General features: G+C 72.5%; 22 protein-coding genes and 3 pseudogenes. 10 read left to right on the top strand and 15 right to left on the bottom strand.

The window, feature by feature from the left end:
- The first annotated feature begins 38 nt into the window (after window positions 1-38).
- Window positions 39-842 carry an aspartate dehydrogenase domain-containing protein gene (locus ACYVOM_RS38825; protein ID WP_460308618.1) on the top strand — a complete coding sequence of 268 codons (804 nt, stop codon included), beginning with the start codon at window positions 39-41 and terminating at the stop codon, window positions 840-842.
- Between the two features lie 100 nt (window positions 843-942).
- On the opposite strand, the gene ACYVOM_RS38820 is transcribed toward ACYVOM_RS38825, so the two are convergent.
- The 8 genes from ACYVOM_RS38820 to ACYVOM_RS38785 form a co-directional block, all read right to left on the bottom strand.
- Complete coding sequence (locus ACYVOM_RS38820; RefSeq protein ID WP_460308617.1) at window positions 943-2,424, bottom strand: aldehyde dehydrogenase; 1,482 nt, start codon at window positions 2,422-2,424, stop codon at window positions 943-945.
- Between the two features lie 11 nt (window positions 2,425-2,435).
- Window positions 2,436-3,311: an ABC transporter permease gene (locus ACYVOM_RS38815; RefSeq protein ID WP_460308616.1), complete on the bottom strand. Its 876-nt coding sequence runs from the start codon at window positions 3,309-3,311 to the stop codon at window positions 2,436-2,438.
- A 3-nt stretch (window positions 3,312-3,314) separates the two neighbouring features.
- Entirely contained in the window at window positions 3,315-4,157 is an 843-nt protein-coding gene (locus ACYVOM_RS38810; protein WP_460308615.1) for an ABC transporter ATP-binding protein, read from the bottom strand.
- Between the two features lie 40 nt (window positions 4,158-4,197).
- On the bottom strand, window positions 4,198-5,214 hold the full coding sequence (locus ACYVOM_RS38805) for an ABC transporter substrate-binding protein (protein ID WP_460308614.1): 1,017 nt from the start codon (window positions 5,212-5,214) through the stop codon (window positions 4,198-4,200).
- Between the two features lie 105 nt (window positions 5,215-5,319).
- Complete coding sequence (locus tag ACYVOM_RS38800) at window positions 5,320-5,979, bottom strand: SRPBCC family protein (RefSeq protein ID WP_460308613.1); 660 nt, start codon at window positions 5,977-5,979, stop codon at window positions 5,320-5,322.
- A gap of 11 nt (window positions 5,980-5,990) precedes the next feature.
- Window positions 5,991-8,381, bottom strand: a complete 2,391-nt coding sequence (locus tag ACYVOM_RS38795) for a xanthine dehydrogenase family protein molybdopterin-binding subunit (protein ID WP_460308612.1) — start codon at window positions 8,379-8,381, stop codon at window positions 5,991-5,993.
- Complete coding sequence (locus tag ACYVOM_RS38790; protein WP_460308611.1) at window positions 8,378-8,884, bottom strand: (2Fe-2S)-binding protein; 507 nt, start codon at window positions 8,882-8,884, stop codon at window positions 8,378-8,380. Before ACYVOM_RS38790 ends, ACYVOM_RS38795 begins: the two co-directional genes overlap by 4 nt.
- Complete coding sequence (locus tag ACYVOM_RS38785) at window positions 8,877-9,752, bottom strand: FAD binding domain-containing protein (RefSeq protein ID WP_460308610.1); 876 nt, start codon at window positions 9,750-9,752, stop codon at window positions 8,877-8,879. Before ACYVOM_RS38785 ends, ACYVOM_RS38790 begins: the two co-directional genes overlap by 8 nt.
- 161 nt (window positions 9,753-9,913) lie before the next feature.
- On the opposite strand from ACYVOM_RS38785, the gene ACYVOM_RS38780 reads away from it, so the two are divergent.
- Both ACYVOM_RS38780 and ACYVOM_RS38775 read left to right on the top strand, forming a co-directional pair.
- Complete coding sequence (locus ACYVOM_RS38780; RefSeq protein ID WP_460308609.1) at window positions 9,914-10,450, top strand: MarR family winged helix-turn-helix transcriptional regulator; 537 nt, start codon at window positions 9,914-9,916, stop codon at window positions 10,448-10,450.
- A gap of 147 nt (window positions 10,451-10,597) precedes the next feature.
- Window positions 10,598-10,873: pseudogene (locus tag ACYVOM_RS38775) on the top strand (helix-turn-helix domain-containing protein); the annotation flags it as partial.
- Window positions 10,874-11,164: 291 nt separating this feature from the next.
- On the opposite strand, the gene ACYVOM_RS38770 reads toward ACYVOM_RS38775, so the two are convergent.
- On the bottom strand, window positions 11,165-12,196 hold the full coding sequence (locus tag ACYVOM_RS38770) for a class I SAM-dependent methyltransferase (RefSeq protein WP_460308608.1): 1,032 nt from the start codon (window positions 12,194-12,196) through the stop codon (window positions 11,165-11,167).
- A gap of 260 nt (window positions 12,197-12,456) precedes the next feature.
- Window positions 12,457-13,602 carry an NDMA-dependent alcohol dehydrogenase gene (locus ACYVOM_RS38765; RefSeq protein WP_460308607.1) on the bottom strand — a complete coding sequence of 382 codons (1,146 nt, stop codon included), beginning with the start codon at window positions 13,600-13,602 and terminating at the stop codon, window positions 12,457-12,459.
- A 340-nt stretch (window positions 13,603-13,942) separates the two neighbouring features.
- Here ACYVOM_RS38765 and ACYVOM_RS38760 point away from each other — a divergent pair, with 340 nt between their 5' ends.
- Window positions 13,943-15,292 carry a type I glutamate--ammonia ligase gene (locus ACYVOM_RS38760; protein ID WP_460308606.1) on the top strand — a complete coding sequence of 450 codons (1,350 nt, stop codon included), beginning with the start codon at window positions 13,943-13,945 and terminating at the stop codon, window positions 15,290-15,292.
- 31 nt (window positions 15,293-15,323) lie between these two features.
- On the opposite strand, the gene ACYVOM_RS38755 is transcribed toward ACYVOM_RS38760, so the two are convergent.
- On the bottom strand, window positions 15,324-16,085 hold the full coding sequence (locus ACYVOM_RS38755) for a hypothetical protein (RefSeq protein ID WP_460308605.1): 762 nt from the start codon (window positions 16,083-16,085) through the stop codon (window positions 15,324-15,326).
- A gap of 698 nt (window positions 16,086-16,783) precedes the next feature.
- On the opposite strand from ACYVOM_RS38755, the pseudogene ACYVOM_RS38750 reads away from it, so the two are divergent.
- A pseudogene (locus ACYVOM_RS38750) lies at window positions 16,784-17,275 on the top strand (gamma-glutamyltransferase); the annotation flags it as partial.
- Between the two features lie 69 nt (window positions 17,276-17,344).
- Window positions 17,345-17,710, top strand: a pseudogene (locus tag ACYVOM_RS38745) (copper amine oxidase); the annotation flags it as partial.
- Between the two features lie 60 nt (window positions 17,711-17,770).
- On the opposite strand, the gene ACYVOM_RS38740 reads toward ACYVOM_RS38745, so the two are convergent.
- Window positions 17,771-17,983, bottom strand: a complete 213-nt coding sequence (locus ACYVOM_RS38740; RefSeq protein WP_460308910.1) for a hypothetical protein — start codon at window positions 17,981-17,983, stop codon at window positions 17,771-17,773.
- On the opposite strand from ACYVOM_RS38740, the gene ACYVOM_RS38735 reads away from it, so the two are divergent.
- Window positions 17,882-19,510 (top strand): protein kinase domain-containing protein, encoded by a 1,629-nt coding sequence (locus tag ACYVOM_RS38735; RefSeq protein WP_460308604.1) that lies wholly within the window; start codon window positions 17,882-17,884, stop codon window positions 19,508-19,510. The two genes, ACYVOM_RS38740 and ACYVOM_RS38735, sit on opposite strands and share 102 nt — an antisense overlap.
- Window positions 19,511-19,538: 28 nt before the next feature.
- A complete protein-coding gene (locus ACYVOM_RS38730; protein ID WP_460308603.1) occupies window positions 19,539-19,910 on the top strand; it encodes a DUF1330 domain-containing protein in 372 nt (123 codons plus the stop codon).
- 8 nt (window positions 19,911-19,918) lie between these two features.
- Here the strand turns inward: ACYVOM_RS38730 and ACYVOM_RS38725 are convergent, their stop codons facing one another.
- On the bottom strand, window positions 19,919-20,884 hold the full coding sequence (locus ACYVOM_RS38725; RefSeq protein ID WP_460308602.1) for an ornithine cyclodeaminase family protein: 966 nt from the start codon (window positions 20,882-20,884) through the stop codon (window positions 19,919-19,921).
- The gene (locus tag ACYVOM_RS38720; protein ID WP_460308601.1) at window positions 20,881-21,624 is read right to left on the bottom strand and encodes an IclR family transcriptional regulator; all 744 of its coding nucleotides are present in this window, start codon (window positions 21,622-21,624) and stop codon (window positions 20,881-20,883) included. The genes ACYVOM_RS38725 and ACYVOM_RS38720 overlap by 4 nt, the downstream gene beginning before the upstream one ends.
- Before the next feature lie 116 nt (window positions 21,625-21,740).
- On the opposite strand from ACYVOM_RS38720, the gene ACYVOM_RS38715 reads away from it, so the two are divergent.
- Window positions 21,741-23,042 (top strand): amidohydrolase family protein, encoded by a 1,302-nt coding sequence (locus tag ACYVOM_RS38715; protein WP_460308600.1) that lies wholly within the window; start codon window positions 21,741-21,743, stop codon window positions 23,040-23,042.
- Complete coding sequence (locus tag ACYVOM_RS38710) at window positions 23,039-24,106, top strand: dipeptidase (protein ID WP_460308599.1); 1,068 nt, start codon at window positions 23,039-23,041, stop codon at window positions 24,104-24,106. The genes ACYVOM_RS38715 and ACYVOM_RS38710 overlap by 4 nt, the downstream gene beginning before the upstream one ends.
- A gap of 113 nt (window positions 24,107-24,219) precedes the next feature.
- Here ACYVOM_RS38710 and ACYVOM_RS38705 read toward each other — a convergent pair whose 3' ends face one another.
- Window positions 24,220-25,188, bottom strand: coding sequence for a helix-turn-helix domain-containing protein (locus tag ACYVOM_RS38705; protein WP_460308598.1), 969 nt, complete (start codon window positions 25,186-25,188; stop codon window positions 24,220-24,222).
- Between the last annotated feature and the right edge of the window lie 30 nt (window positions 25,189-25,218).

The following is a 25,218-nucleotide window of genomic DNA, read 5'->3' as shown; positions in this document are numbered from 1 at the left end:
TGCGGGTCGAAGACTCGGCCGGCCTGGAAGGAGCACAGATGTCGGAAACGACGACGGTGAAGCGCGCGGCCTCCGCCCCGCGGGAGAAGGCCGTCGCGGTCCTCGGCCACGGCGCGATCGGATCGGTCGTGTGCGGCAGGCTGCTCGCCGGGGCCGTCCCCGGAGCGCGCCTCGACTGCGTCGTCAGCCAGGACGGAGCCGACGCCCCGGTGCCGCTGGTGACCGCCGAGGAGGCGATCGCGCGGGCCGACGTGCTCGTGGAGTGCGCCGGGCACGGCGCGCTGGCCGCCCACGGGCTCGCCGCCCTGAAGGCGGGCGTCGACCTCGTCGTGTCGTCGGCGGGCGCGCTCACCGACACCGCGCTGCACGATGAGCTCCGCGCCGCGGGCCCCGGCAGGCTCTTCATCACCACCGGCGCCCTCGGCGGGCTCGACCTGCTGTCCGCCGCGGCGTCGGCCGCCCCGTTCACCTCGGTGCGGCTCACCACCACCAAGAAGCCGGGCGCGCTCGTGCAGGACTGGATGGACGAAGCGCGCAAGGCGGAGCTGCTGCACGCGGCCGCTCCTCTCACGGTCTTCCAGGGCTCGGCAGAGGAGGCCGCGGGCCTGTTCCCCAGGTCCCTCAACGTCGCCGCGACGCTGGCGCTGGCCCTGCCCGGCACCCCGGTCGAGGTGGAGCTCGTCGCCGACCCGGCCGCCGACCTCGTCAGCCACGTCGTCTCCGCCGAAGGCCCGGTCGGCTCCTACCGCTTCGAGGTGCGCAACCAGCCGTCGCCGAACAACCCCCGGACGAGCCAGGTCGTCCCCTACGCGGTCCTGCGGACGCTGCGCGACGCGCTCTGACCGGTGCAAAGGCCGCGGACCCCGGTCCGCGGCCTTGTCGGTTCTCCGGAAAGGCGAAGGCGCCGTCCTCCCTTGAGGACGGCGCCTTCGACGTGCCGGGTCAGTCCGCCCAGGGGATGGGCGTGCCGCTGACGTCGACGTAGACGCTCTTCTGCCGCTGGTAGGCGCGGATGGCGTCCATGCCCTTCTCGCGGGTGGACCCCGAGTCCTTGAACCCGCCGAAGGGCGTGGCGATGGACAGCTGCTTGTAGGTGTTGACCCACACCTGTCCGGCCTGGACGGCGCGGGCCGTCCGCCACGCCTTGGGGAAGTCCCGCGTCCACACGCCCGCGGCCAGGCCGTAGACGGTGTCGTTGGCCTGCGCGACGAGGTCGGCCTCGTCGTCGAACGGGATCACCACGAGGACCGGGCCGAAGATCTCCTCCTGGGCGATCCGGGAGGAGTTGTCCACCCCAGTGATGATCGTCGGCCGCAGGTACGTCCCGCTCGCGAGGGTCGGGTCGTCCGGCCGGACTCCTCCGGCGACGACCTTGCCGCCTTCGGCGACCCCGAGCCCGATGTACTCCTCGACCGAGGTGCGGTGCCGGTCGGTGATGAGCGGGCCCATCTGGGTGCGTTCGTCGCGGGGGTGGCCGACGCGCAGGGCGTCCGCCTTCTCGGCGAGCCGGGCGACGACCTCGTCGAAGACCGGGCGCTGCACGAACAGGCGCGATCCGGCGATGCACGACTGCCCCTGGGAGCTGAAGATGCCGTACAGGACGCCGTTCACGGCCAGATCGAGGTCGGCGTCGGCGAAGACGATCGTCGGGGACTTGCCGCCGAGCTCCAGCGAGGTGGTCATGAGCTTGCGCGCCGCCGACGCCGCGAGGTTCCGCCCGGTGTCGGTGCCGCCGGTGAAGGAGACGTGCCCGACCGCCGGGTGGTCGACGATGCGCTGCCCGACGGTGCCGCCCGCGCCCGGCAGGACGCTGACGAGACCGGCCGGGAACCCGGCCTCCAGCAGGATCTTCCCCACTTCGAGCGAGACCAGCGGCGCCCAGCCCGCGGGCTTGAGGATCACCGCGTTGCCGCCGGCCAGGGACGGCGCGAGCTTCTGCGCGTCGGAGGCGATGGGCGAGTTCCACGGGGTGATCGCGCCGACCACGCCGATCGGCTCGTGCACCGACATCGTGAGGTACTGCCCGCGCGGGACGGTGAGGCGCTCGTCGGAGCTCTCCAGGACCGCCGCGACGTAGCGGAAGGTGCCCGCGGCGCTGGCGACGAGGCCGCGCGTCTCGGTGATCGGTTTGCCGTTGTCGCGCGACTGCAGGACCGCCAGCTCTTCACTGCGCGACTCGATCAGCTCGGCCGTGCGGGTGAGCAGCCGGGCCCTGACGTGCGGGAGCATCCGCAGCCAGGCGGGGTCGGCCTGCGCGGCGACCGCCCGCTCGACGGCCAGGTCGACGTCCTCGGCGGACGCTGCGGCCACGGTGGCGACGGGGGTGCCTTCGGCCGGGTCGTAGCTGGTCAGCGCGGGTCCGCGGCCGTCCTGCAGGACGCCGCCGATGATGATCGGAAGGGGAGGTGCGGTGTTCTCGGACATGATGTGCCGCCTCAGGACTCGGTCGGCAGGAAGCCGGTCTGCCGCCAGAAGATCACCTTGCGCTCGATCAGGTCGACCGCGAGGTAGACCAGGAACGCCATGACCGACAGCAGGATGACGAACGCGAACACCCGGTCCAGGGCGAAGCCGACCGACGCCGTCTTCACCATGACGCCGAGGCCCTCCCCACCGCCGAGGAACTCCGCGACGATCGCGCCGATGACGGCCAGGACCGACGCCGACTTCAGGCCCGCGAACACGAACGGGAGCGCGTTCATGAGCTTGAGCTTGACGAACCGCTGCCACGCGTTGGCGCGCAGCGACTTGAACAGCTTGTCCTCGTCCTCGTCGATCCCGGCGAGGCCCGCCGCGGTGTCGACCATGACGGGGAAGAACGCGATCACCGCGGCCATGACGACCTTGGGCGCCATGTCGAAGCCGAACCAGGCGACGAACAGCGGGGCGAGCGCGACCTTCGGCGCCGCGTACAGCGCGATCATCAGCGGCTGCAGGACGCGGCGGCCGATCACCGTCTCGGCGATGAGGACGCCGAGCACGACGCCGGCGACGGCCGCGATGAGCAGGCCGTAGAGGGTCTCCTGCGCGGAGATGAGGAAGTTGTCGAACACCGGGCCGCCGGTGAACAGGTCCTTGGTGACGTCCCCCAGGGCCGTCGCGGTGTCCCAAGGGGTCGGCAGGGTGTACTCGTTGACCCACCCGATCGAGATGACCCCCTGCCACACCGCGACGAGCACGACGAGGGCGGCGGTGAGCAGGACGGGGGTGGGGATGCGCTCCATGAGCGGCTTGGCGGCCTTGGCGCGCGGCGCGGCCGGGCCTTTGCCGGCCGGCGCCGTCGCCGGAACCGCAGTGGCGGACTGCGTCATGGGTCAGTGCTCCTCGGAGGAGGCCGCGTCGTAGCCGATCTTCAGCAGATCGCGGGCCTCCCGGACGTAGGTCTGGAACGGGGCCGAGGTCATCACCTCGGGGTCGCGCGGCTTGGCGAGGTCGACGTCGACGATGCCGGCGATGCGGCCGGGCCGGGCGCTCATCACCACGACGCGGTCGGCGAGGAAGACCGCCTCGCTGATGGAGTGGGTGACGAACACGGCGGTGCGGCCGGTCATCTTGCAGATCCGCGCGAGTTCCACGTTCATGTGCTCGCGGGTGAACTCGTCGAGTGCGCCGAACGGCTCGTCGAGCAGCAGGACGCCCGGCTCCTGGATCAGCATGCGGCAGATCGCCGCGCGCTGCTGCATGCCGCCGGACAGCTCGTTCGGCATCTTGTCGGCGAAGGAGCCCAGGCCGACGAGGTCGAGGAGTTCGTCGGCCCGGGACTGCGCCGCCTTGGCGGCCTTGCGGCCGTGCGCGATCTCGATCGGGAGCAGGACGTTCTCCCGGATCGTGCGCCAGGCGAGCAGGACCGCCTTCTGGAACATCATCCCGACCTCGTCGGGCACGCCGTCGACGTCCTTCCCACCGACCTGGACGACCCCCGAGGTCTGCGGCAGGAGGCCGCCGATGATGTTGAGGAGGGTGCTCTTCCCGCATCCAGAGGGACCGAGCAGGGCCACGAACTCCCCGGGCTCGATGTCCAGGGAGACGGGGCCGAGCGCGTGGACGGTCTCGCCGTCGCGCGTGAAGGTCCGGACCACGTCGAGGACGTGCACGGACGCCCCCGTCGTTGCCGGGTCGGCCGCGGGTCGTTCCGCGGTCATTCGGTGCTGTGGCATGCTTCCCTCTCAGCTCACCCCGGCGCTGCCGCGCAGGGTGCTACTTGCCAGTCGTGTTCCAGGCTTCGACGTGGTCGTTGGTGACGGCCTGGGCGCCGTCGGCCGACTCGATGAGCTTCAGTTCGGCGAGCTGGTCGGCGAACGCCTTGAAGCCGTCGGTCTCGATGTGGCCGTACTTGCCCTGGGCGCTGTCGGGCAGCGCGAGCAGGTCGCTCACCCGGTCGTAGATGACCTTGGCGAACGCCGGGTCCTCGGTCTCCTCCGGCGCGTGCTTGCCGCAGAGCTCGATGACGCCGTCGGGGTTGGCCAGGCCCCACTCGGTGCCGCGGGCGAGGGCGCGGCCGAAGCCGTCGATGGTCTCGCCGTTGGCCGCGGCCCACTTGTCGGTGGCGACGAGGAAGTTGTCCACGAGCTGCGGCTCGTTCGCCACGTGCAGCTGGGTCACCTCCAGGTCGCCGCTCTTGATGACCTCCTCGTCGAAGAACGAGGCGGAGTAGGCGTCGACCGTGCCGCTCTTCAGGGCGGTGGCCGCCGAGGAGCCGTCCCCGACCGCCATCTGCTCGTAGTCGCCGTCCTTCGACAGGCCCGCCTGCGAGGCCAGCCATTCCTGGTAGATGACGTCGCCGCCGCCGGGAGCGCTGATGCCGACGGTCTTGCCCTTGAGCCCGGCGACGTCGGTGATGCCCGAGCCGGCCGGGGTGACGACCGCGAAGGTGCTCTTCTGGTACAGCGCGTAGAACGCCTGGATCTTCGCGCCGGTCGCGGCGGCCGACAGGTAGGCGTTGGGCGCGGCCGCGGCGAGCTCGGCCTTGCCGGTGAGCGTCGCCTGGACCGCGCCGCCCGACCCGTCGGTCGCCTCGAAGGAGGCGTTGATGCCTTCCTCGTCGAAGTAGCCCTTGTCCTCGGCCACGTACAGCGGGTACCAGGACAGGCAGCTGGCGAACGGGAGCGCGACGGTCACGTCGCCGGACGCGGTGGCCGTGTCGTCGCCGCCGCAGGCGGAGGCGAGCACTGCCGTGCCCGCCAGGACGGCGGTGGCCAGAAGCTTCTTCGACATGGGGGTGATCCTTCTCTCAGAACATGACTTCTTAGTTCTAGAAGTATTAGTGCTAAGAATTTTAATGCCTAGGCTCTTGCTGTAACGATTGTGTTAAACCACTGGTCAAGCGCGCGTCAGCCGGTAGCCGGAGGTCCGGCGGCCGAGCAGGAACGCGAGCAGGAGGCCCAGCACGACCGCGAACGGCGCGGCCTTCCTGGCCAGCACGGGCCCGGCCACCGAGCCGAGGTCCAGCGGCGGGGCCGCCGCGGGAGCCGCCACCGAAGCCGCCACCGAAGCCGCCGTAGGAGCCGTAGGAGCGGCCGGGGTCGGCTGGGCGCCGCCGGAAAGCGCCGTCTGGATGTTGGCCGCGAACGCCGCCACCACCTTGTCGCCGACCTCGCTGATGACCCCGCGCCCGAACTGGGCGGCCCGGCCCGAGATGTCGACCCTGGTGTCCACGACGACCCGGGTCACGCCCGCCTCGTCGCTGAGCCGGCACACCACATCCGCGGCCACGGCGCCCGCGCCCTTGGTCTCGGCCGCCTCGACGCGCAGCGCCACCGTGGACGATGGGTCGCCGGCGGTGTCGGTGAAGCGGCCCTTGCCCCGGTAGGACATGGTGATCGCGCCGACCTTGACGCTCATCCGGCCGGTGAACTCATCCCCGTCGAACCCTTCGAGGACCGCGCCCGGCATGCACGGGGCGAGCCGTGTGACGTCGTGCAGCACGTCGACCGCCTCGGCGAGGGGGACGGGCACGGTGAAGGAGTGCTGAAGCTCCATGGTCTTGCCTTTCAGGGCCGGGCGTCGGACGACGCGGCGCGGATGAGGTCCTTGACCCGGCTCGGGGTGAGCGGGCCGCGGGTGATGTGGACGCGGTCGGGCCCGAGGGCGTCCTCGACGGCGTTGGCGATGCAGGCGGGCGGGGCGATCGCGCCGCCCTCGCCGAGGCCCTTCACCCCGAGGGGGTTGAGGGTCGACAGCGTCTCGACGTGGTCGAGGATGTACGGCGGCGCCTCGGCGGCCGTCGGGACCAGGTAGTCCATGTAGGTGACCGAGCGCGGCTGCCCGTCCGGGGCGATCTCCAGCTCCTCGTAGAGCGCGCCGCCGATGCCCTGCATGACGCCGCCGGTGGTCTGGCCGTCGGCGACCATCGGGTTCACGACCCGGCCGCAGTCGTGCACGACCACGTAGGAGAGGATCTCGGTCTTGCCGGTCCGCTCGTCCACCTCGACGATCGCGCCGTGCGCGGCGCTGGCCACGGTCACCGTCGGCGGCTTGAAGAAGGTGGTCTCGTGGATCACCGCGCCGGGGCCGGTGCTGGTGCCGGGCACGAGCAGCGGGGCGCGGCGGGCGGCGAGGTCGGCGAGGTCGATCCCGGCCTCCGGCTTGCCGACCGGGCGGACGATCGCGTCGACGATCTCCAGCTCCTCCACCGCGACGCCCAGCAGCCCGGACGCGTCGGCGAGCACCTGGTCGCGGACGGCGAGGGCGGCGAGGTGGATCGCGTTGCCCGCGGTGACCATGCTCCGGCTGGCGAGGGTGCCGACGCCGTGGCCGATCACCCCGGTGTCGCCCTCCTTCAGGTCGATCCGGTCGATCGGGACGCCGAGCGCGTCGGCGGCGACCTGGGCGAAGACCGTCTGGTGCGCCTGGCCCTGGGAGCTGGCGCCGGTCGCGACGCGGATCCGGCCGGTCGGCAGGACCGTCACCGAGCCGCTCTCGAACGGGCCGAGGCCGGTGCCCTCGATGTAGAGGGCGAGGCCGACGCCGAGGCGCTTGCCGGGCGCGACGTCCCCGGTGCGCTGCCGCTCCCGGATCTCGTCGATCTTCAGGTGCTCGACGGCGCGGCGCAGCAGCTCGGGGAAGTCGCCCGAGTCGTAGGTCTGCATGGTGCCGTCGCGGTACAGCAGGCCCGTCTGGTGCGGCATGTTCTCGGGCTGCACCAGGTTGCGGGCGCGCAGCTCGTGCGGCTCGATCCCGATCTTGCGGGCGAGCCGGTCGATCGCCCGCTCCATCGCGAAGACCGCCTCGGGACGCCCCGCGCCCCGGTAGGGGGTGGTCATCATCGTGGTGGTGACCGCGCCGCGGACCCGCAGGTCAAGGGCCGGGATCACGTACGGGCCGATGACATGCGTCAGCGTGTTGTAGGGGACGACCAGGCCGGTGAGGTTGGCGTTGCCGAGGTTGAGGACGGCGTCGTCGCGCAGGGCGAGGAACTTCCCGTCGGCGTCGCAGGCGAGCGTGATGTCGTGGACCTGCTCGCGGGCGTGCGCGGAGGACGTCAGGTTCTCGGTGCGGTCCTCGATCCAGCGGACCGGGCGGCCGAGGCGGACGCCCGCGTAGGGCACGAGCACGTCCTCGACGTACTGCACGCCCTTCTGGCCGAAGCCGCCGCCGATGTCGGGGGCGGTGACCCGCACGTCCGAGGGCTCCAGCCGGAGCGCGCCCGCGATGACCTCGCGGAGGCGGTGCGGGGTCTGCGTGGAGGAGAACACGGTGAGCGAGCCGTCGCGCGGGTCGAGGGTGACCGCGACGCCGCGGGTCTCCATCGGCGAGGCGACGTACCGGTGCGACCGGTACCTCTCGGTCACCACGAAGGCGGCTCCGGCGAGCGCCTCGTCGACGTCGCCGTACTTGCCCTCGACGGAGATCGCCAGGTTGTCCTCGGTGCCGGGCACCACGATCGGCGCGCCGGGGGCGAGCGCCTCCAGCGGGTCCACCACGACGGGCAGCGCCGCGTACTCGACCTCGACGAGCTCCAGCGCGTCCTCGGCGACGTACCTGTCCTCGGCGACGACCATCGCCACGGCCTGGCCGACGCAGGTGACCCGGCCGTCGGCGAGCAGCGGCACCGGCTGCGGGCGCGACAGCGGTTTGACCCGCTCGCGCACCAGGTCGGGGACGCGCATCTCGGCTTCGAGGAACAGCGCCGAGACGGTGTCGCGGATGTCGTCCCAGGTGTAGACGGCGACGACGCCGGGCATCGCGCGGGCCGCCGCGCAGTCGATCCGGGTGATCTCGGCGTGCGCGTAGGGGCTGCGCACGAACGCGATCTCCAGCGCGCCCGGCAGGGACAGGTCGGCGATGAAGCGGCCCTTGCCGCGCAGAAGGGCGTCGTCCTCCTTGCGCAGGACGGGGCGGCCGATCAGCCCGGCCGGCTCGGTCGCGTGGGCTGCGCTCATCGCTTCGCTCCTTCGGAAGAGTGCGCGCACTCCGGCACGCCGAGGGCGCGGCGGGCGGCGGCGCTGATGTTGCGGTAGCCGGTGCAACGGCAGAGGTGGCCCGACAGGGTCTCGTCGATCTCGTCCTCGGTGACGGCCTCGTCGCCTTCGGCCTTCTCGTGCAGCGCGACGAGGCTCATCACGATGCCGGGCGTGCAGAAGCCGCACTGGAGGCCGTGGCAGTCGCGCATGGCCTGCTGCACCGGGTGCAGCTCGGAATCGGACGGCGCGACGGACTCGACCGTGCGGATCCGGCGGCCCTCGGCCTGGACGGCGAGGGTCAGGCAGGCCCGCACGGGCCTGTCGTCCAGGAGGATCGTGCAGGCGCCGCAGACGCCGTGCTCGCAGCCGACGTGGGTGCCGGTCAGGCCGAGGCGGTCGCGCAGCGCGTCGGTGAGCAGCATGCGGTCGGGCACGTCGACGCGGTGCTCGCGGCCGTTGACGTTCAGGGTGATCTCAGGCATCGGTGGGGCTCCCGGAGGCGGACGCGTCGGCCAGCGTGGCGCGGACCAGGTGGGCGGCGACCTCGCGGCGGTACTCGCCGGAGGCGTGGCTGTCGGACGCGGGCTCGAGGATCTCCGCGGTGCGGCGGGCGGCGGCCTCGAACGCCGCTTCGGTGGCGGGCCCGCCGGTGAGCAGCTCCTCGACCTCGGTGAGCCGGACGGGGGTGGAGCCGACGCCGCACAGCGTCAGGCGGACCTCCCGGACGGTCCCGGCGGCGTCCGCGCGAAGCAGCGTGGCGCACCCGACGAGGGCGAAGTCGCCGCTGCGCCGCGCGACCTCCTCGAAGGCCCAGCCGGTGCCCGGCGCGGGCAGCGGGAACTGCACCGCGGTGACGATCTCGTCGGCGGGCAGGACCGTGTCGAACGTCCCGGTGAAGAACGACGCCGCCTCGTAGACGACGGGACCGCGCGGGCCGAAGGCCAGGAGACGGGCGTCGAGGGCGCGCGCGACCGCGGGCAGCTCCGCGGACGGGTCGTGGTGGACGATGCTGCCGCAGACCGTGCCGCGGTTGCGGATCTGGGAGTGCCCGATCCGGGAGATCGCGGCGGCGAGGATCGGCAGGTGCGCCCGGACGAGGGGGTGCGCGGCGACGTCGGCCTGGACCGCGGTCGCGCCGACCTCAAGGCTGCCCGCGACGAGGTCGACGTAGTCGAGGCCGCGGAGCGCGCCGATGTCGACGACGGTGCCCGGCCTGGCCAGGCGCATGTTGAGCATCGGCACGAGGGACTGCCCGCCGGCGAGGATCTTGGCGTCGGGGTCGGCGGCCAGCAGGTCGGCGGCCTCGGTCAGCGAGGCGACCCGCCGATAGGTGAACGGCGCCGGCTTCACGGCTCCCGCCGCTGGTGTGTGGTCATGGGGGTGACTTCCTCTCCTGGACTCTCCCGGTGCCGCCCGGCCCCGTAGACTAGAAGTCTTGATACTGAGTTTTATAGCTTAGGCCAAAGATACTTAATCCAGAGAGATCTGGAGACCGGGATGGTGAGATCCGCATGGCAGCCGAACTCGGCGAGAGCTTCCGCGACGAGGTCGACGAGATCGTCGAGCAGTGGCGCGAGCAGCGCCCCGACGTCTCCCCCGAGGCGATCGGCGTCTTCGGCCGGGTCACCCGCATCTACCACACCCAGCGCGCGATCCTCCGCGAGGTCCACGAGCGGCACGGCCTGACCCTCGCCGCCTTCGACGTCCTGGCGAACCTGCGGCGCTCGGGCGAGCCGCACCGCAAGACCGCGGGCGAACTCGCCGAGTCATCGCTGCTCACCTCGGGCGGCATCACCTTCCGGCTCGACAAGATGGAGGCCGACGGCCTCATCCGCCGGACCCGCTCCAAGGAGGACCGCCGGGTCGTCTACGCCGAGCTCACCGAACTGGGCCTGGCCAAGATCGACGAGGTCTTCGCCGACCACCTGGCCACCGAGCAGAGCATGCTGTCCCTCCTCGACAAGGAGGAGGCCGCCCAACTCGCCGCGCTCCTGCGCAAGCTGGGGGCGTCGGTCGACGAGGCGGGCCGCCGCCTCGCCGAAGGCTGATCCGGAAGGCGGGGCCCCGGATCGACGGACTTCCCACGCACCCATGCCGCCCCCTGTCCCGCCGCCCCGTGCTCGGCGGCGCGTCCGCACCCGTCGGTCCAGGCCGTCCGGGCACGCCGCGCAGGGATCACCCCAGGTCAGAGCCGCATGATGTCCGGTTTCGACGGGTTCCAGTGTGCTGACTCAAGTACGCTTGAGAGCAAGGGGCACGCGCGACGGGAGTGGCGAATCTTGACCCGGATGTACTCGATCAGCGAGGTGTCGGAGCTGTTCGGCGTCTCGGTGGCGACGCTGCGCTTCTACGAGGAGATCGGGCTCGTGCCCTCCTCGGCGCGGCGCGGCAGGGTCAGGCACTACGACCGGGCGGCGCTGGAGCGCCTGGCCTACGCCCAGCTGTGGCACGAGGACGGCATGATGACCCTCGCCGACACCCAGGCGACCATGCGGACCAGCCAGGCGGCCGACCGGCATGCGCGGATCGCCGCCCAACTGGAGACCACCCGGGCCAGGATCCGCAGGCTGGAGCGGGCGGCCCAGGTGCTGAACCACCTCCTGGACTGCCCGGGCGACCACCCGCTGAACTGTCCCGTGACCGGGGCCCACATCCGCGCCCGCGTTGACGCGGTCCTCGCGGGCGAGCGGTTCACCGAGGACTTCCCCGCGGCCGATCCCCCGGGTGCTCCGGATGCTCCGGATCCCGCGGGCCGCGCCGGGTCAGCGGCGCCGGGCGATCAGCCGGTAGGCGTTCGCATGCCCCGGAACGAGGCGGCGGACCGTCTGGTCGAGCAGGAAGGCGACGGCGACGGCCGGGACCGCCGCGACCAGGGCGGCGACGTGCCTGAGGCGCCCCTGGAAGGTCGACACCGCCCAGGGCCGTGACGGCTTCGGCCCGAACGCGTTGAGGGCGACCAGCGTCGCGAAGACGAAGTCGTACCCGAGGTCGGCCTTGCCCCGCACGATCTCGACGACCTCGAACCCCGCTTCGGCGACCGCGTCGGCGAGGTTCCCCGACGGGTACATGTGCAGGTGCTGGGGCTGCATCCACTGGAACCAGCGGTCGCCGAGCAGCCGCGCGAGCGCGCACTCGGGGTCGGGGACCTCGATCTGGAGGAAGCCCCCGGGATCGAGCACGCGGGCCGCCGCCGCGATCTCGGCCCGCGGATCGATCGTGTGCTCCAGGTAGTGGTGCATGCTCACCACGTCGTAGCGGCCGGCGAGCTCCGGCGCCAGCTCCGTGAACCGGCCCCGGTGCGCCTCGGCGACCCAGCCGCGCGCGAGCCCCTTGAGAATGCCCGCCCCCTGGTCGAGCCCAGCGAATTCGGTGCCCGGCCACACCTTCTGCGCCTCTTTGCAGAAGTGCCCGAATCCCGCGCCCACGTCGAGCCAGCGCTTGGCGTTCCCGGTGTGGTCGAGGAGTGACCGCGCGCGGCGCCGGTAATCCCGGGTCGCCAGCCCGAACCCGAATTCCGTGGACGCCTCCCCGAGGCCGTCATAGGTGTCCCGGTAATAGAAGTCCAGCCCTTCCCCGCTGAGCCGGGGATTCTGGAACACGTGCCCGCACGCCCGGCACCCGTCGAGCGTGAAGACCCCGGGCTTGTGCTGCACGATGTCCGGCGTCACCGCCCGCTTCTCCAGCTCCGCCGACCCGCACCACACGCACTCGGTGCGCCGGGGCTCCAGGAATCTCTCCACCCCCCGGGCGACCTCCGCCCCATAGAACGCCCGCGCTTCCGCTTCAGCAGTCATAGCGGCCAAATGTACTCAGACAACCCCGAAAAACGCCCATTTTCATTTCTGTGATCTACATCACATCCACCGCCATGACCTGCGACGACCCATCCGTCTTGTTGACAGTCAGCCCCTTTTCGTAAATTGTCCAAGGAATGAGACGCCTCCTTTTTCCGAAAACTCTTCGTAACAGGGATGGCGGTGCCCGAACCACAACGGCCAGAACCACGACGGCCCGGCTGCTCCAGAGGAGCAGCCGGGCCGTCGCAAGACGCGGGTCAGTACTTGATGACGCCGCGGAGGTTCTTGCCGTCGCGCATGTCCTGGTAGCCCTGGTTGACGTCGTCCAGGGTGTAGGTGGTGGTGATGAGCTCGTCGAGCTTGAGCCTGCCCTCCTCGTAGAGACGCAGGAGGCGGGTGATGTCGCGGCGTGGGTTGGAGTTGCCGAAGAGGCAGCCGACCAGTTCCTTGCGCTGCATCGACAGGTCGAACAGGTTGAGCTTGACGTCCTCCTGCATGATCGGCGCGACTGCGGTGACGACGCCGCGGCCGCCCTTGGTGACCAGGGACATCATCTGGCCGATGAGGTCGCCGTAGGCCACGCCGGTGGTGAGGATCGCCTTGTCGGCCATCGCGCCCCACGTCAGCTCGCCGACCTTCGCGAACGCCTCCTCGACGGTGGCGACCGCGTGGGTCGCGCCGAACTCGAAGGACTTCTCGCGCTTCCACTCCACCGGCTCGATCGCGACGACGTGGCGGGCGCCGGCCAGCGCCGCGCCCTGGACCGCGTTGATGCCGATGCCGCCGAGGCCGATGACCACGACCGTCTCGCCCGCGCGCACGTCGGCGGCGTTGACGGCCGAACCCCAGCCCGTGGTGACGCCGCAGCCGACGAGGGCCGCCTTGTCGAGCGGGATCCAGTCGTCGATCTTGATGCAGGACGTCTCGCTGACGACCGTGTAGGGCGCGAAGGTGCCCGTGCAGGCCATGATGCCGAGGTCGGTGCCGTCCATCGCGTGGTGGCGGGCCGTCATGTCGGTGATCTGGCGGCCGGCGAGGATGAACGCGCCGAGGTCGCACAGGTGCTGGCGGCCCCGCGCGCACGACGGGCAGCGCCCGCAGGCGGGGATGAAGGACAGGACGACGTGGTCGCCCTCCTTCAGCGTCGTCACGCCGGGGCCGACCTCCACGACCTCGCCCGCGCCCTCGTGGCCGCCGATGATCGGGAACTGCTGGACGCCCATCAGCTCCGAGATGTCGGGCCCGAGCACCATGTCACCGGTGACGAGGTGCTCGTCGGAGTGGCACAGCCCGGACGCCGCCAGCTTGATCTTGACCTCGCCGGCCTTCGGGTCGTCGAGCTGGATGTCCTCGACCTTCCAGTCACCGTTCTGTTCCCACAGGATCGCTGCCCGAGTCTGCATGTGTTCCCCTTAGGGGGTCGGACCGTCGTGGCAGTCGCGCTCGCGCCTAGACGCGGCTTCCAGACAGGTGCGGTCGAATACTTCAGGTCCTCACTGCGCGAGAGATCGCCGCGCCCGGACCGGCCCGTGGCCGGGCCGCGGTTCTGTCTTCCGCTCAAAAGTCATTTCGGCACCTCCGAAGGGGGTGGCAGGAGGCCTTCGCCACGCAGCATGTCACGTAACAGACTCAGCGGACAATATCGGGAAGGGGCCGTCGCACAGCCGTCTTGACCGGTGGCTGTGCCGCCGCACCGTCCTCGTGCCGCGTCACGGGACCATCGATCACTTAGAGTGATCGATCGTGGAACGGTTGGCTGAGGACGAGCGGGCGCGGCGCGCGGCCCGCGGCAGGGCGCTCGCCGAGGATCTCGTGCGCGACGGGATCGAAGGCGTCGCCGTCACCTGGGTCGACACCAGCGGCATCACCCGGGTGAAGGGCGTGCCCGTCGGACGGCTCGGGCACGCCGCGGGCTGGGGCGTCGGCGCCTCCCCGGTGTTCGACCTGTTCCTGCTGGACGACTCGGCAGCGCCCGGCGCCTCCCCCGTCGGCGATCTCAGGCTGCACCCGGACCTCGACCGGCTCGTCGGGCGCACGGCCCTGCCCGGCTGGGCGTGGGCGCCGGGCGACCGCTACGACCAGGACGGACTCGCCCACTCCCGCGACGGCCGCGCGCTCCTGCGCCGCGAGTGCCTCCGGCTCGCCGCCGACGGGTGGCGGGTCCTCGCCGGGATCGAGGTCGAGTGGACGGTCTCGCGCGGCGAAGGCGAGGAGTTCACTCCCGCCTGCACGGGGCCCGCGTACGGGATGTCCCGCCTCAGCGCGCTGGGCGACTATCCGGCCGAGGTGCTCTCCGCGCTCGGCAGGGCCGGGGTCTCGGTCGAGCAGTTCCACCCCGAGTACACGCCGGGCCAGTTCGAGCTGTCGACCGCGCCTGAGGACCCCGTCGGCGCGGCCGACACCGCGGTGCTGGTCCGCGAAACGGTCCGGGCCGTGTCGGCGGCGCACGGACTGCGCGCCTCGTTCGCGCCCCAGCCCGCGCCCGGTCTCGTCGGTAACGGGGGGCATGTCCATCTCAGCCTGTGGCACGGTGACGTCCCGATGATGTCGGGCGGCCCGCTACGGTACGGGATGACGGCCGAAGGGGCGTCCTTCGTCGCGGGCGTCCTCGCCCGCCTTCCCGCCCTCCTGGCGGTCGGCTCCCCTTCCGTCGCCAGCTACCTGCGCCTCGTCCCCGACCGCTGGGCGGGCGCCTACGCCTGCTGGGGCCTGGAGAACCGCGAGGCCGCCCTCCGCTTCATCACCGGCCCCGCGGGCACGTCCCGCTGCGCCAACATCGAGATCAAGTGCTTCGACGCCACCGCCAACCCCTACCTGGCCCTGGCCGCGACGCTGGCCGCCGCCCGCCACGGCCTCGCCACGTCCGCGCCCCTGCCCGACCCCGTCATCGGCGCCCCCACGGACGCGACGGCCCGCCGCCTCCCCTCCTCCCTGCCCGAGACGACCGCCGCCTTCGCCGCCGACCCCGTCCTCACCGAAGCCCTGGGCGCCCCGATGTGCGAAGCAGTCCAGGCCGTCCGCACAGCCGAGACCGCCCTCTTCCCCGACACCTCCCCCGAGGAGGTCATCCCCCGCACCCGCTGGCGCCACTGACCCGAATGCGGGAGCTCTCGCGGGAGCCCGCCTATTCGGCGAACAGCCCCTCGACGGTCTGCGCGTTGACCGCGCGGGCGAGCCACGATGTCAGGACCTCGGAGTCCCGGCACGACTCGATGCGCTCCCGCGCCCCCTCGTCCAGCGTGATCCCGCGGCTCGCCAAGACAACGAGCACCGCGTCTGCCAATGACTCGGCCCGCCCCTCGGCCCGCCCCTCGGCCTTGCCCTTGCCGAAGTGCTCACGGGCAAAGGGGGAGAAAACGGGCCATTCTTCAGTTTTCATGATTTCCTCCATGATGGCACGGACCGCATTCGTCGATATGTTCCAGCAGTGTTCAGTGTAGGTGTTCCCCTTCGCGTGCGGAATGGACTTGACGACGTCGAGAAAGGTCCGCACGACGTCCTTGTCCGCCTCCCCGTGAGCCATGACGCTGAGGAGCGAGAGTTCGATGTTGGCGGCCGCCTCGACCGGATCCGTGATGGGAGGAATGGCACCGGGCCCGACCACATGCGGGTGGAAGGTGTAGCCGGGGAGGATCGTGACGAGCGGGATGTCATAGAAGGCGGCGACCGCCGGGACCGGCGCGATCACCAGGACGTGCGCGGGCCTGTCGAGCATCAGGCACAGCTGCATGGCGTACCGCGCCAGCTGACGGCGCTTGCGTTCGCATTTCTCGTACTGGACCTCGACTATCACCCCGAACTCGGGCGACTGCGGAGGCCCCGCGACGATGACCGTGTCGGGAGTGAAGTCACCCGAGGGGCGGGTGTTGAAGTCGTTGGACTCCACCCGGGCGATGCTCGTTCTGCCGACGGGGACACCGCAGAGATCGTGCAGGAGTTCCACGGCGAGACTCGGACGCCGACGGAAGATGCTGTTGAGGCTGTCGTGACGAGGGGAAGGCATGCCGGAAAAATACCGGGAGACATTCTGGCGTTCCGTCGGTTGAGCGAATTACCCGCAAAAGTGAGCTGCGATGGGATTTATCGGAACCAGCTCCATTTGGCAGCACATGGAGAATAAGAGATGGGTTCAAGTCCTATCGGAAGGAGGTCGGGGACGGAGGCTTGATCGGCGTGCGGCTCCGGGATCGGGGTCTTCCGGGGCGGGGAAGCGGGCCGGGGTCGTGCGGCCCCAGCACACCCCGGGGTGGAATGTCCATGTGCGAGGTGCTTGACGAGTAGCACGCGCGGTGGGAGCGACCCGGGCGCCAGGGGTCGCAATCTCAGTATCCCGTAATGCTAGTTTTGGATCCCATATGACGGACCATGGCTGTGTGGGGTACTCGGTGGGTCTGAGCGTCTCGGAGGGGGCCTTGGCCGCGGCGGCGGCGCTGACCGTCGTGCACCCCCATCAGCGCTCGCTCGGCGGGGACCTCATCGCGCTCGTGCACGACCGGCGGAGCGGAGGCGATCCCCTCGCGGTCCTCTCCGCGGGGACCGTGCCCGCGGGGCTCGACCTAGCCGCGCTCGCGGACGCGCCGATGCCTCGGCGCGGGCGACGTGTTCATGCGGCCCGCGCTCGCGGCGACGCTCGAAGAACTCGCGGAGGACCCCGCGTCGTTCTACACCGGCGCCGTCGCCGGACGGCTCGCCGAAGGGCTCGCCGCGTTCGGCGGGGCGCACACCACGGCCGACCTCGCCGCGCACGAGGCCGAGACCGTGCCCGCGCTCGGCCGGGAGGTCGGCGGGGTCCGGTGGTGGGTCGCGCCGCCGCCGTCGCAGGGGGCGCTGCTGCTCATCGTGCTGCCCGCCGCCGTCGAGGCCGCCGCCTCCGGCCGGGAGGCGGGGCTCGTCGAGGCGAGCCTGCGCGCCATGGACATGCGCGACCGGGAGCTCGGCGATCCGCGCACCGCCCCCGTGGACGTCGCCGCGGTCGACGAGGCGGGGCACGTCCAGGTCGCGCGCCGCATGCCGGGCCGCCTCGACGCCGCCACCCACCCCCGCGCCGACGGCGCCGCCGCGGTCCTGCACCCCTGACCCCTCCCGCCAGACCCCCGACAGGAGCACCGATGAGCACCCGGCACTGGACCGACCCCCTCACCGAAGCCGGGCAGCGTCGCGGAGCGCAAGGCCCCGTTCGTCTCCAGGCACCTGTGGGCGACCGTCTACGACGGCGCCCAGCGCTTCATCGCCGGCGAGTACCCGGACCAGCCCCCCCTCGGCGACCCTGCCGGCGTCCACGCCTGGCAGGAGGCCGACCGCTCCCTCGACGGCGCCGAACTCGTCCTCTGGCCCGTCGTGGGCGTCCACCACGCCCCCCGCCCCGAAGAGTGGCCCATCATGCCCGTCCACCGCATCGGCATGCGCCTGGAACCCGACGGCTTCTTCGACCGCAACCCCTCCCCCGGCCTCCCCACCCCCAGCCGCCACTGCGCCCCGCCAGAGTCCGTCACCGACTCCTGCTGCCACTGAACGGGCCGGGCTCGGAGCCCGTGCTCCGAGCCCCCGGACTCGTCGGCCGCGGCGCAGGGATCAGAGCGCGAACCAGTGGATGTGCGTGCACGACGCGCAGACCAGGCAGGTCGCGTCCATGTTGGCCCAGGCCAGCTTCATGAACTCCATGCCCGTGGTGTTGAGCTTGTAGTGGCGCGTGTGGAAGTGGTCGTACCGGCAGACGACGCAGGCGAGGACCTGCCCGTTGGGGAGGCTGATCCGAGAGGGCTCCGCGGCCTTGAAGATCTTCACGAGAGTGAACTTATCTCTACATATCGCCCATACGTCACTAGTCGACATGTGCATTATGCGCCAACGTGGAAGGCATGGAAGGCGAATTCGGCGAGTGCGGTGAGGTGGTCCAGGGGTGGGGGTGTCGCTGCGGGGACGGGTCGAGGTCAACGGTGGCCATGGCGGGGAGGTCTAGGTCGACGCGGCCGTCGGGGCCGGCATAAAGCTCTTCTAGGCCGTCGGCGGCTACCGGATCACGGCGCTGCTCGGCTCCGGCGGCATGGGCCGTGTCTACCTCGGCACGAAGCGCAGCGGACGCCTCCTGGCGATCAAGGTGATCCGGCCGGAGTACGCCGACGACGAGCACTTCCGCGACAGGTTCCGGCGCGAGGCCGAAGCGGCGGAGCGGGTGCGCGGGATCTACACCGCGCCCGTCGTGGACGCCGACCCCGACGGCTCCCACCCTGGCTGGCGACCGCCTACGTGCCGGGGCCGTCGCTGGCCGCCGCCGTCGCCGCGCACGGGCCGCTGCCCGCCGGATCGGTGCGAGTGCCGGCCCTCGGCGTCGCCGAGGCGCTGGCCGCCGTGCACGCCGCCGGCCTCGTGCACCGCGACCTGAAGCCCGGCAACGTCCTGCTGTCGGCCGATGGCCCCCGCGTCATCGACTTCGGGATCGCCCGCGCCGCCGACGCCGCCCCGCTCACCCGCACCGGGGCACGCATGGGCTCGCCGCATTTCATGTCGCCCGAGCAGGCCGCGGGCACGAGCGCGGGGCCGCCCGCCGACGTCTTCGCGTTCGGCGCGACCGTGCTCTACGCCGCCACCGGCCGCCCGCCGTTCGGCGAGGGCGACTTGGCCGCGGTGCTGTACCGGATTCTGCACGCCGAGCCCGACCTGTCCGGCTGCCCCGAGGATCTGCTCCCCCTCGTGGGCTCCTGCCTGGCCAAGGACCCCGCCGACCGGCCGACGGTCTCCTCGGTCCTGGAGGCGCTGCCCGCCGATCCTGGCGCGACGACCGTGGACTGGCCGCCCGCGCGCGCCGCGACCGGCCTGGACGCCTACGCCTCCCCGCCCGAGCCGCCGCCCACCCGTCCGGCGCGGCGGTCCGTGCCCGTCACGGCAGGGCTCGTCGGGGCGGCGGCGCTGCTCGCCGCCTCAGTGATCGCCGCCGCCGTGATCCTGCGCCCCGAGCCGCCCGTCCAGGTGGCCGTCGCCCGCCCCGCCCGCACAGGGCCGCTACCCCTTCGACCGCCAGATCTTCCGGGACGCCGAGTGGATGGTGGCGCTCGACCGCTTCGAGGTCGAAGGGAGCACCGCTACCGTGCGCGTCACCATCTCCCGCCGCTACGGCTCGGGCGAACTCGTCTGCCCGAAGGGCGCGCCGAACAACATCTCCCTCATCCTCGGCGGCCACGTCAAGGGCCTCACCCTCACCGACCCGTCCTGACCTGCGGAGCGGAGCCGCAGGGCGGGCGCGTCGCCCTCGGCGGGTGTGACGGCGCACAGGATGCGGGTCTGCGCCTGTCCGGGGCCGGGGCCGCTTCCTAGACTCGGGGCGGAGCCGAGGAGGTCGGGCATGGCGGTGAATCCCGGGGACGAGGGGCTGCGGAGGTTCCTCGGCGAGGACGACGGGGAGCCCGTCGTCATGCTGAACCTGCTGCGGTTCGCCGAGGGCGGGCAGGCGCTCTACAGCGAGTACTCCAAGCGGGCGGCGCCCTTCCTGGCGCGTTACGGCGGCACGCTCCTGTACGCGGGGCAGGGCCGCGACGCGCTCGTCGCCGAGGCGGGGCAGGCGTGGGACGCGGTGCTCGTCATCCGCTACCCCAGCCGCGACGCGTTCCTCCAGATGATCGCCGACCCCGGCTACCTGGAGGTCGCCGCCCTGCGCGAGCGTGCCCTCGCCGAAGCGGTTCTCCAGCCGACGTCCGCCTGGCCCGGCAGCCCCTGACCCGCGGTTCAGCCGCCGAGGCGGAGGCCGAGGCCCTGGGCGCGGGCGCGGGTGTGGACGACGTGGGCCGCGGCGACGTCGAGGGCGGCGTGGCCTGTGGACTTGAAGAAGGTGAGGGCGTCCGGGGAGGGGCGGCCGGGGCTGCGGCCCGCGAGGACGTCGCCCAGGGAGGTGACGCGCTCGGGCGGGACGCCCTGGAGTTCGTGGGCTCCGGCGGGGAGAGGAGCGGCCGCCGCGCCGGGCCATTCGGCGAACAGGATCGCGGACGCGACGGTCTCGGGGCCGACCTCCGGGCCGTGGAAGCCGCCGACGGAGCCGACGTGCGTGCCCGGCGCGAGCCAGGAGTGCTCGAACACGGGGGCCGTGGCGTCGGTGCAGCACAGCACGATGTCGGCGGCGCGCACGGCGTCCTCGATCGCGGCGGCGGAGCCTTCGGGGTGGCGGGCGGCGAGCGCCTCGGCCGCCTCGGGGCTGCGGCCCGCGACGGTCACCGGCAGAGCCGGGTGGAGCGCCGCGAGGAGGGCGACCTGCGCGGCGGCCTGCGTGCCGGTGCCGATGACGGCGGCGCGGCGGGCGTCGGGGCGGGCGAGCGCGCGCATCGCGACGGTGGCGACGGCCGCCGTGCGGACCGCCGTGATCGGCTCGGCGTCCATGATCGCGAGGACGCCGCCGTCCTGCTCGTCGAAGAGCGCGACGACGCCCTGGTGCGAGCTGCGGCCGGAGCGCAGCGGGTCGCCGAAGACCGAGACGAGCTTCGCGGCGAGGCCCAGCCCGGGCACGTAGCCAGGCATCGCGCCCAGCAGCCCGCCGGGGGCGAACGCCGCGACCCGGGGCGGGGCGGACGCGGTCCCGTCGGCGACGGCGGTGAGCGCGACGGCGACCGCCGCGACGACCTCGGCCGGGTCGAGCGCGGCGGCGGTCGCGGCTCCGTCGAGGACGAGCGTGCCGGTCGGACGGGAGGCTTCGGGGGTCATGGGGCGGCTCCGATGAGTGCGGCGGCGAGGGTGGCGGCGGCTTCGGCCAGGGCGGCGAGGAGGGTCGGGAGGGCTTCGGGGGTGAACTCGCCGCCGGGGCCGACGAGGGTGAGCGCGCACACGGGCCTGCCGTCGACGAGGACGGCGCGGGCCGCGGAGGCGACCATCCTGTCGGCGCGGCCGTGCTCGACGGCGAAGCCGGTCCGCTCGGCCTCGGCGAGGGCGGCGCGGAACTCGTCCGAGAGCCCGAGCCCGCCGTCGGCCTCCGCGGCGCGCAGGTAGGGCGCGCGGGCGTCGGCGGGCAGCGCGGCGACGAGGGCGAGCGGCCCGGCGAACTTGTGGGCGGGCAGGGCCTCACCGACCAGATCGGTGATCATGTGCAGCCGCGCGGGCCGGAAGGCGTCGAGGACGAGGGAGGTGTCGGCCTGCGGGACCTGGAGGTTCACCATCAGCCCCGTCCGCGCGGCGAGGTGCTCCACGACGGGCCTGGCCAGCGCCGTCAAGGAAGCGCCAACGGGCGTGCGGGCCAGCCGCAGGATGCCCGCGCCCGGAAGGTAGGCGTCTCCGGCGCGCAGGATCCAGCCCCGTCCGACGAGGTCGGCGAGCACCCGATGGGCGGTCGCGCGGTGCAGCCCGGCCGCCTCGGCGATCTCGCTGAGCCGCAGCGGACGCCCGGCGGACGCGGTGATCTCGATGACGTCGAGGGCCTTGTCGACCGCCGAGTTCGCCGATCTGGGCACCGATCCCCTCCCCCACCTGCACCAACGGTCGCGAATCGCGCTACCGTGTGGGCAGATTACACCAGACAAGACGATTGTTACGTACTACGTAACAGCCTGGGACAGGAGGTGGGGCGTTGCTGGAGTTCCCGGGCGCGCCGACCCCGTACGCCCCCGCGCCGGAAGACGCGGTCACCGTCTACCAGGGGGCCGCGCTCATCGACGGCAGGGGCGGCCCCTCCCGTCCGGGCACCTCGATCGCGGTCAAGGGCGCGGTGCTCGCCTACGTCGGCCCCGACGCCGACCTCCCCGCCGGGTTCGCGACGGCACGGACCGTCGACCTCGCCGGCCGGTACGTCATCCCCGGCCTCATCGACACCCACCAGCACCTCGCCACCCCGCCCGACCGGCCCGTCGCGGAGTTCGCGCTGCGCCGCCAGGTCTACGGCGGCGTCACCGCGATCCGCGACATGGCCGACGACCTGCGCCAGGTCTCCGACCTCGCCCGCGCCACCCTGGTGGGCGAGATCCCCGGCCCCGACCTCGGCTACGCCGCCCTCACCGCGGGTCCCGGGTTCTTCGGCGACCCGCGCACCTGGGAGGTCTCGCGCGGCGCGGCGCCCGGCGCGGTCCCGCACATGCAGGCGATCACCGACGCGACCGACCTCCCCCTGGCCGTCGCGCTGGCCCGCGGCACCGGCGCGATCGCCCTGAAGGTGTACGCCGACCTGCCGGCCCGGCTCGTCGCCGAACTCACCGCCGAGGCGCACCGGCAGGGCCTGCACGTGTGGGCGCACGCTGCGGTCTTCCCCGCGACCCCGCGCGACATCGTCGAGGCGGGCGTCGATGTCGTCTCGCACGCGACGCTCCTCGCGCACGAGGCGTCCGCCGAGAACGGCGGTGCGAGCTACGCCGCGAAACCGCCGATCGACTTCGCCCGCTTCGCCGGCGAGGACGACCCCGTCATGGCCGCCCTGTTCGGGCTGATGCGCGAGCGCGGCACGATCCTCGACGCGACCGCGGTCCTGTACTCGGTGCTCTCCGCCGATGCGGACTTCCCGCACGGGCCCGAGATGGCCGCGCTCGCCGTCCACCTGACCCGGCAGGCGCACGCCGCGGGCGTCGAGATCTGCGCGGGCACCGACTACGAGACCGACGCCGACGCGCCCTACCCGTCGCTCATCGACGAGATCGAGTTCCTCGTCGCGCGGTGCGGGTTCACCACCGCGCAGGCGATCCGCGCGGCCACGCTCGTCGGCGCCGAGGCCATGGCCGCGGGCGGCGCCATGGGCACCGTCGAGCCGGGCAAGCTCGCCAACCTCGTCGTCCTCGCCGAGGACCCCCACGCCGACATCGCCGCGCTGCGGACGGTCGTCGGCACCCTCAAACGCGGCAGGTGGTTCGACCGCGCCGACTTCGAGAACGGAACCGAGCCGTGAACAGCGACCTCCCCCTGATCGTCAACGCGCTCGGCGCGCTCGACAACCCCAACGCCGAGTCCTCCCTCGCCGCCGCGAACGCGCTCATGCAGAACAGCGACGAGATGACCGTCGACGCCCGCGCGATCGCCGATGCCCGCGCGTCCGGCCTCACCGCCGTGAACGTCACCCTCGGGTACGTCATGGGCGACCTGCCCCCTTACGAGCACAGCCTCGCCGAGATCGCCCACTGGGACCGCGTCGTCGCCGACCACCCGGGCGACCTGCGCAAGGTCCTGCGCGCCGCCGACATCACCGACGCCCGCGCGCACGACGAGATCGGCGTCATCTACGGGTTCCAGAACGCCGTCCAGCTCGGCGACGACCTCTCGCGCGCGCGGGAGTTCGCCGACCTCGGCGTCCGGGTCGTGCAGCTCACCTACAACCAGGCCAACCACCTCGGCGACGGGTCCATGGCGCCGGAGAACCGCGGCCTCACCTTCTTCGGCCGCGAGGCCGTCGCCGCGCTGAACGAGGCCCGCGTCATGGTCGACCTCTCGCACAGCGGCGAGAACACCTGCCTGGACGCCGCCCGCTACTCCACCGCACCCGTCTCGATCAACCACACGGGCTGCCGGGCCGTCACCGACCTGCCGCGCAACAAGACCGACGAGGAACTCCGCCTCGTCGCCGAGCGGGGCGGCTTCGTCGGCATCTACTTCATGCCCTACCTCGCGCCCGACGGCCAGGCCCGCGCCGCCGACGTGGTCGAGCACCTCGCGCACGCGGTGAACGTGTGCGGCGAGGACGCCGTGGGGATCGGCACCGACGGCGGCATCACCAGCTACGACGACCTCGACGCCTACCGCGCCCACCTGGCCGACCACACCGCCGCCCGGGTCGCCGCGGGCGTGGCCGCCACCGGCGAAGGCCCCGACACGTTCCCCTTCGTCGTCGACCTGCGCGGCGCCGACCAGTTCCGCACCCTCGTCCGCCTGCTGGAGGAGAAGGGCTTCACCTCGACCCGTATCGAGAAGATCCTCGGCCTCAACTTCCTCGCTTACGCCGAACGCGTCTGGGGCTGACCCGCGCGAAACCAGCGCGGCACCAGGGGGGCGCTGTCGAGCGTCAGATGGTCACCCCATGGCCGCGTCCTCAACGGCGGGATTCCCCGGCAAGGCGAAGCGTCGACGCGGCGTCACCCGGTCGGTGTCGCGGACCGGGTGACGCCGCGGGCACGGAAGGTGCGGCGGTAGGTGTCCGGGGGGACCCCCACCGTGCGGTGGAAGTGGCGGCGCAGCGTCGTGGCGGTGCCCATACCGGTGGTGGCGGCGACGGCGTCGATGGCGGTGTCGGTCGTCTCCAGGATCTCCCGGGCGCGGCGGATGCGCTGGATCAGCAACCACTGCAGCGGGGTGGTGCCGGTCGCCGCCTTGAACTGCCGCGTCAGGGTGCGGGGGCTCATGCGGGCCTCCCGGGCGAGGTCGGCGACGGTGAGCGGCCGGTCCAGGCGGGCGAGCGCCCACGGCAGGAGGGCGGCGAGCGGGTGGTCCGGCGACGCGGGGACGGGCGCCTGGACGAACTGGGCCTGCCCTCCCTCGCGGTGCGGAGGGACGACGAGGCGGCGGGCGACCGTGTTCGCGGTCGCCGAGCCGCGGTCGAGGCGGACGAGGTGCAGGCACAGGTCCATGGCGGCGGCCTTGCCCGCGGAGGTGAGCACGCCGCCTTCGTCGACGTAGAGGACGTCGGGATCGACCCGCACCTTCGGGTGGCGCAGGGCGAGTTCCCGGGTGTGCGCCCAGTGGGTGGTGGCCCGCCTGCCGTCCAGGAGTCCGGCGGCGGCCAGCACGAACGCGCCCGTGCACAAGGACGCGACGCGCGCGCCCGCCTCGCGCGCGGCGCGGACGGCGGCGAGCAGTTCGGCGGGCGGGTCCACGTCGATGTCGGCCCAGCCCGGGACGATCACGGTGTCCGCCAGTGCGAGGTGGTCGAGGCCGTGGTCGGGATCCAGGCGGAACCTGCCGAAGCGCACCGGCCCGGGGCCGCAGAGGGCGACGTCGTACCAGGGACCCCGCACGCCGTCCGGCGCGAAGCCGAACACCTCGTGGGCCAGGGACAGCTCGAAGTGCAGCATCCCGTCGGTGACGGCCAGCGCGACAGTGCTCATGTCCGGAATTGTACGGATGACGGCGTTACC

The sequence above is a fragment of the Actinocorallia aurea genome, from assembly GCF_054783995.1.
This window is presented reverse-complemented; position numbering and strand designations above follow the sequence as displayed.

Excerpts from the sequence above, each read along its gene's own strand:
- ACYVOM_RS38795 (WP_460308612.1), bottom strand. The coding sequence starts at position 8,381 with ATGAGCGCAGCCCACGCGACCGAGCCGGCCGGGCTGATCGGCCGCCCC.
- ACYVOM_RS38810 (WP_460308615.1), bottom strand. The coding sequence starts at position 4,157 with ATGCCACAGCACCGAATGACCGCGGAACGACCCGCGGCCGACCCGGCA.
- ACYVOM_RS38790 (WP_460308611.1), bottom strand. The coding sequence starts at position 8,884 with ATGCCTGAGATCACCCTGAACGTCAACGGCCGCGAGCACCGCGTCGAC.
- ACYVOM_RS38725 (WP_460308602.1), bottom strand. The coding sequence starts at position 20,884 with ATGACCCCCGAAGCCTCCCGTCCGACCGGCACGCTCGTCCTCGACGGA.
- ACYVOM_RS38770 (WP_460308608.1), bottom strand. The coding sequence starts at position 12,196 with ATGACTGCTGAAGCGGAAGCGCGGGCGTTCTATGGGGCGGAGGTCGCC.
- ACYVOM_RS38780 (WP_460308609.1), top strand. The coding sequence starts at position 9,914 with ATGGCAGCCGAACTCGGCGAGAGCTTCCGCGACGAGGTCGACGAGATC.
- ACYVOM_RS38765 (WP_460308607.1), bottom strand. The coding sequence starts at position 13,602 with ATGCAGACTCGGGCAGCGATCCTGTGGGAACAGAACGGTGACTGGAAG.
- ACYVOM_RS38730 (WP_460308603.1), top strand. The coding sequence starts at position 19,539 with ATGGCGGTGAATCCCGGGGACGAGGGGCTGCGGAGGTTCCTCGGCGAG.
- ACYVOM_RS38800 (WP_460308613.1), bottom strand. The coding sequence starts at position 5,979 with ATGGAGCTTCAGCACTCCTTCACCGTGCCCGTCCCCCTCGCCGAGGCG.
- ACYVOM_RS38820 (WP_460308617.1), bottom strand. The coding sequence starts at position 2,424 with ATGTCCGAGAACACCGCACCTCCCCTTCCGATCATCATCGGCGGCGTC.
- ACYVOM_RS38705 (WP_460308598.1), bottom strand. The coding sequence starts at position 25,188 with ATGAGCACTGTCGCGCTGGCCGTCACCGACGGGATGCTGCACTTCGAG.
- ACYVOM_RS38815 (WP_460308616.1), bottom strand. The coding sequence starts at position 3,311 with ATGACGCAGTCCGCCACTGCGGTTCCGGCGACGGCGCCGGCCGGCAAA.
- ACYVOM_RS38805 (WP_460308614.1), bottom strand. The coding sequence starts at position 5,214 with ATGTCGAAGAAGCTTCTGGCCACCGCCGTCCTGGCGGGCACGGCAGTG.
- ACYVOM_RS38825 (WP_460308618.1), top strand. The coding sequence starts at position 39 with ATGTCGGAAACGACGACGGTGAAGCGCGCGGCCTCCGCCCCGCGGGAG.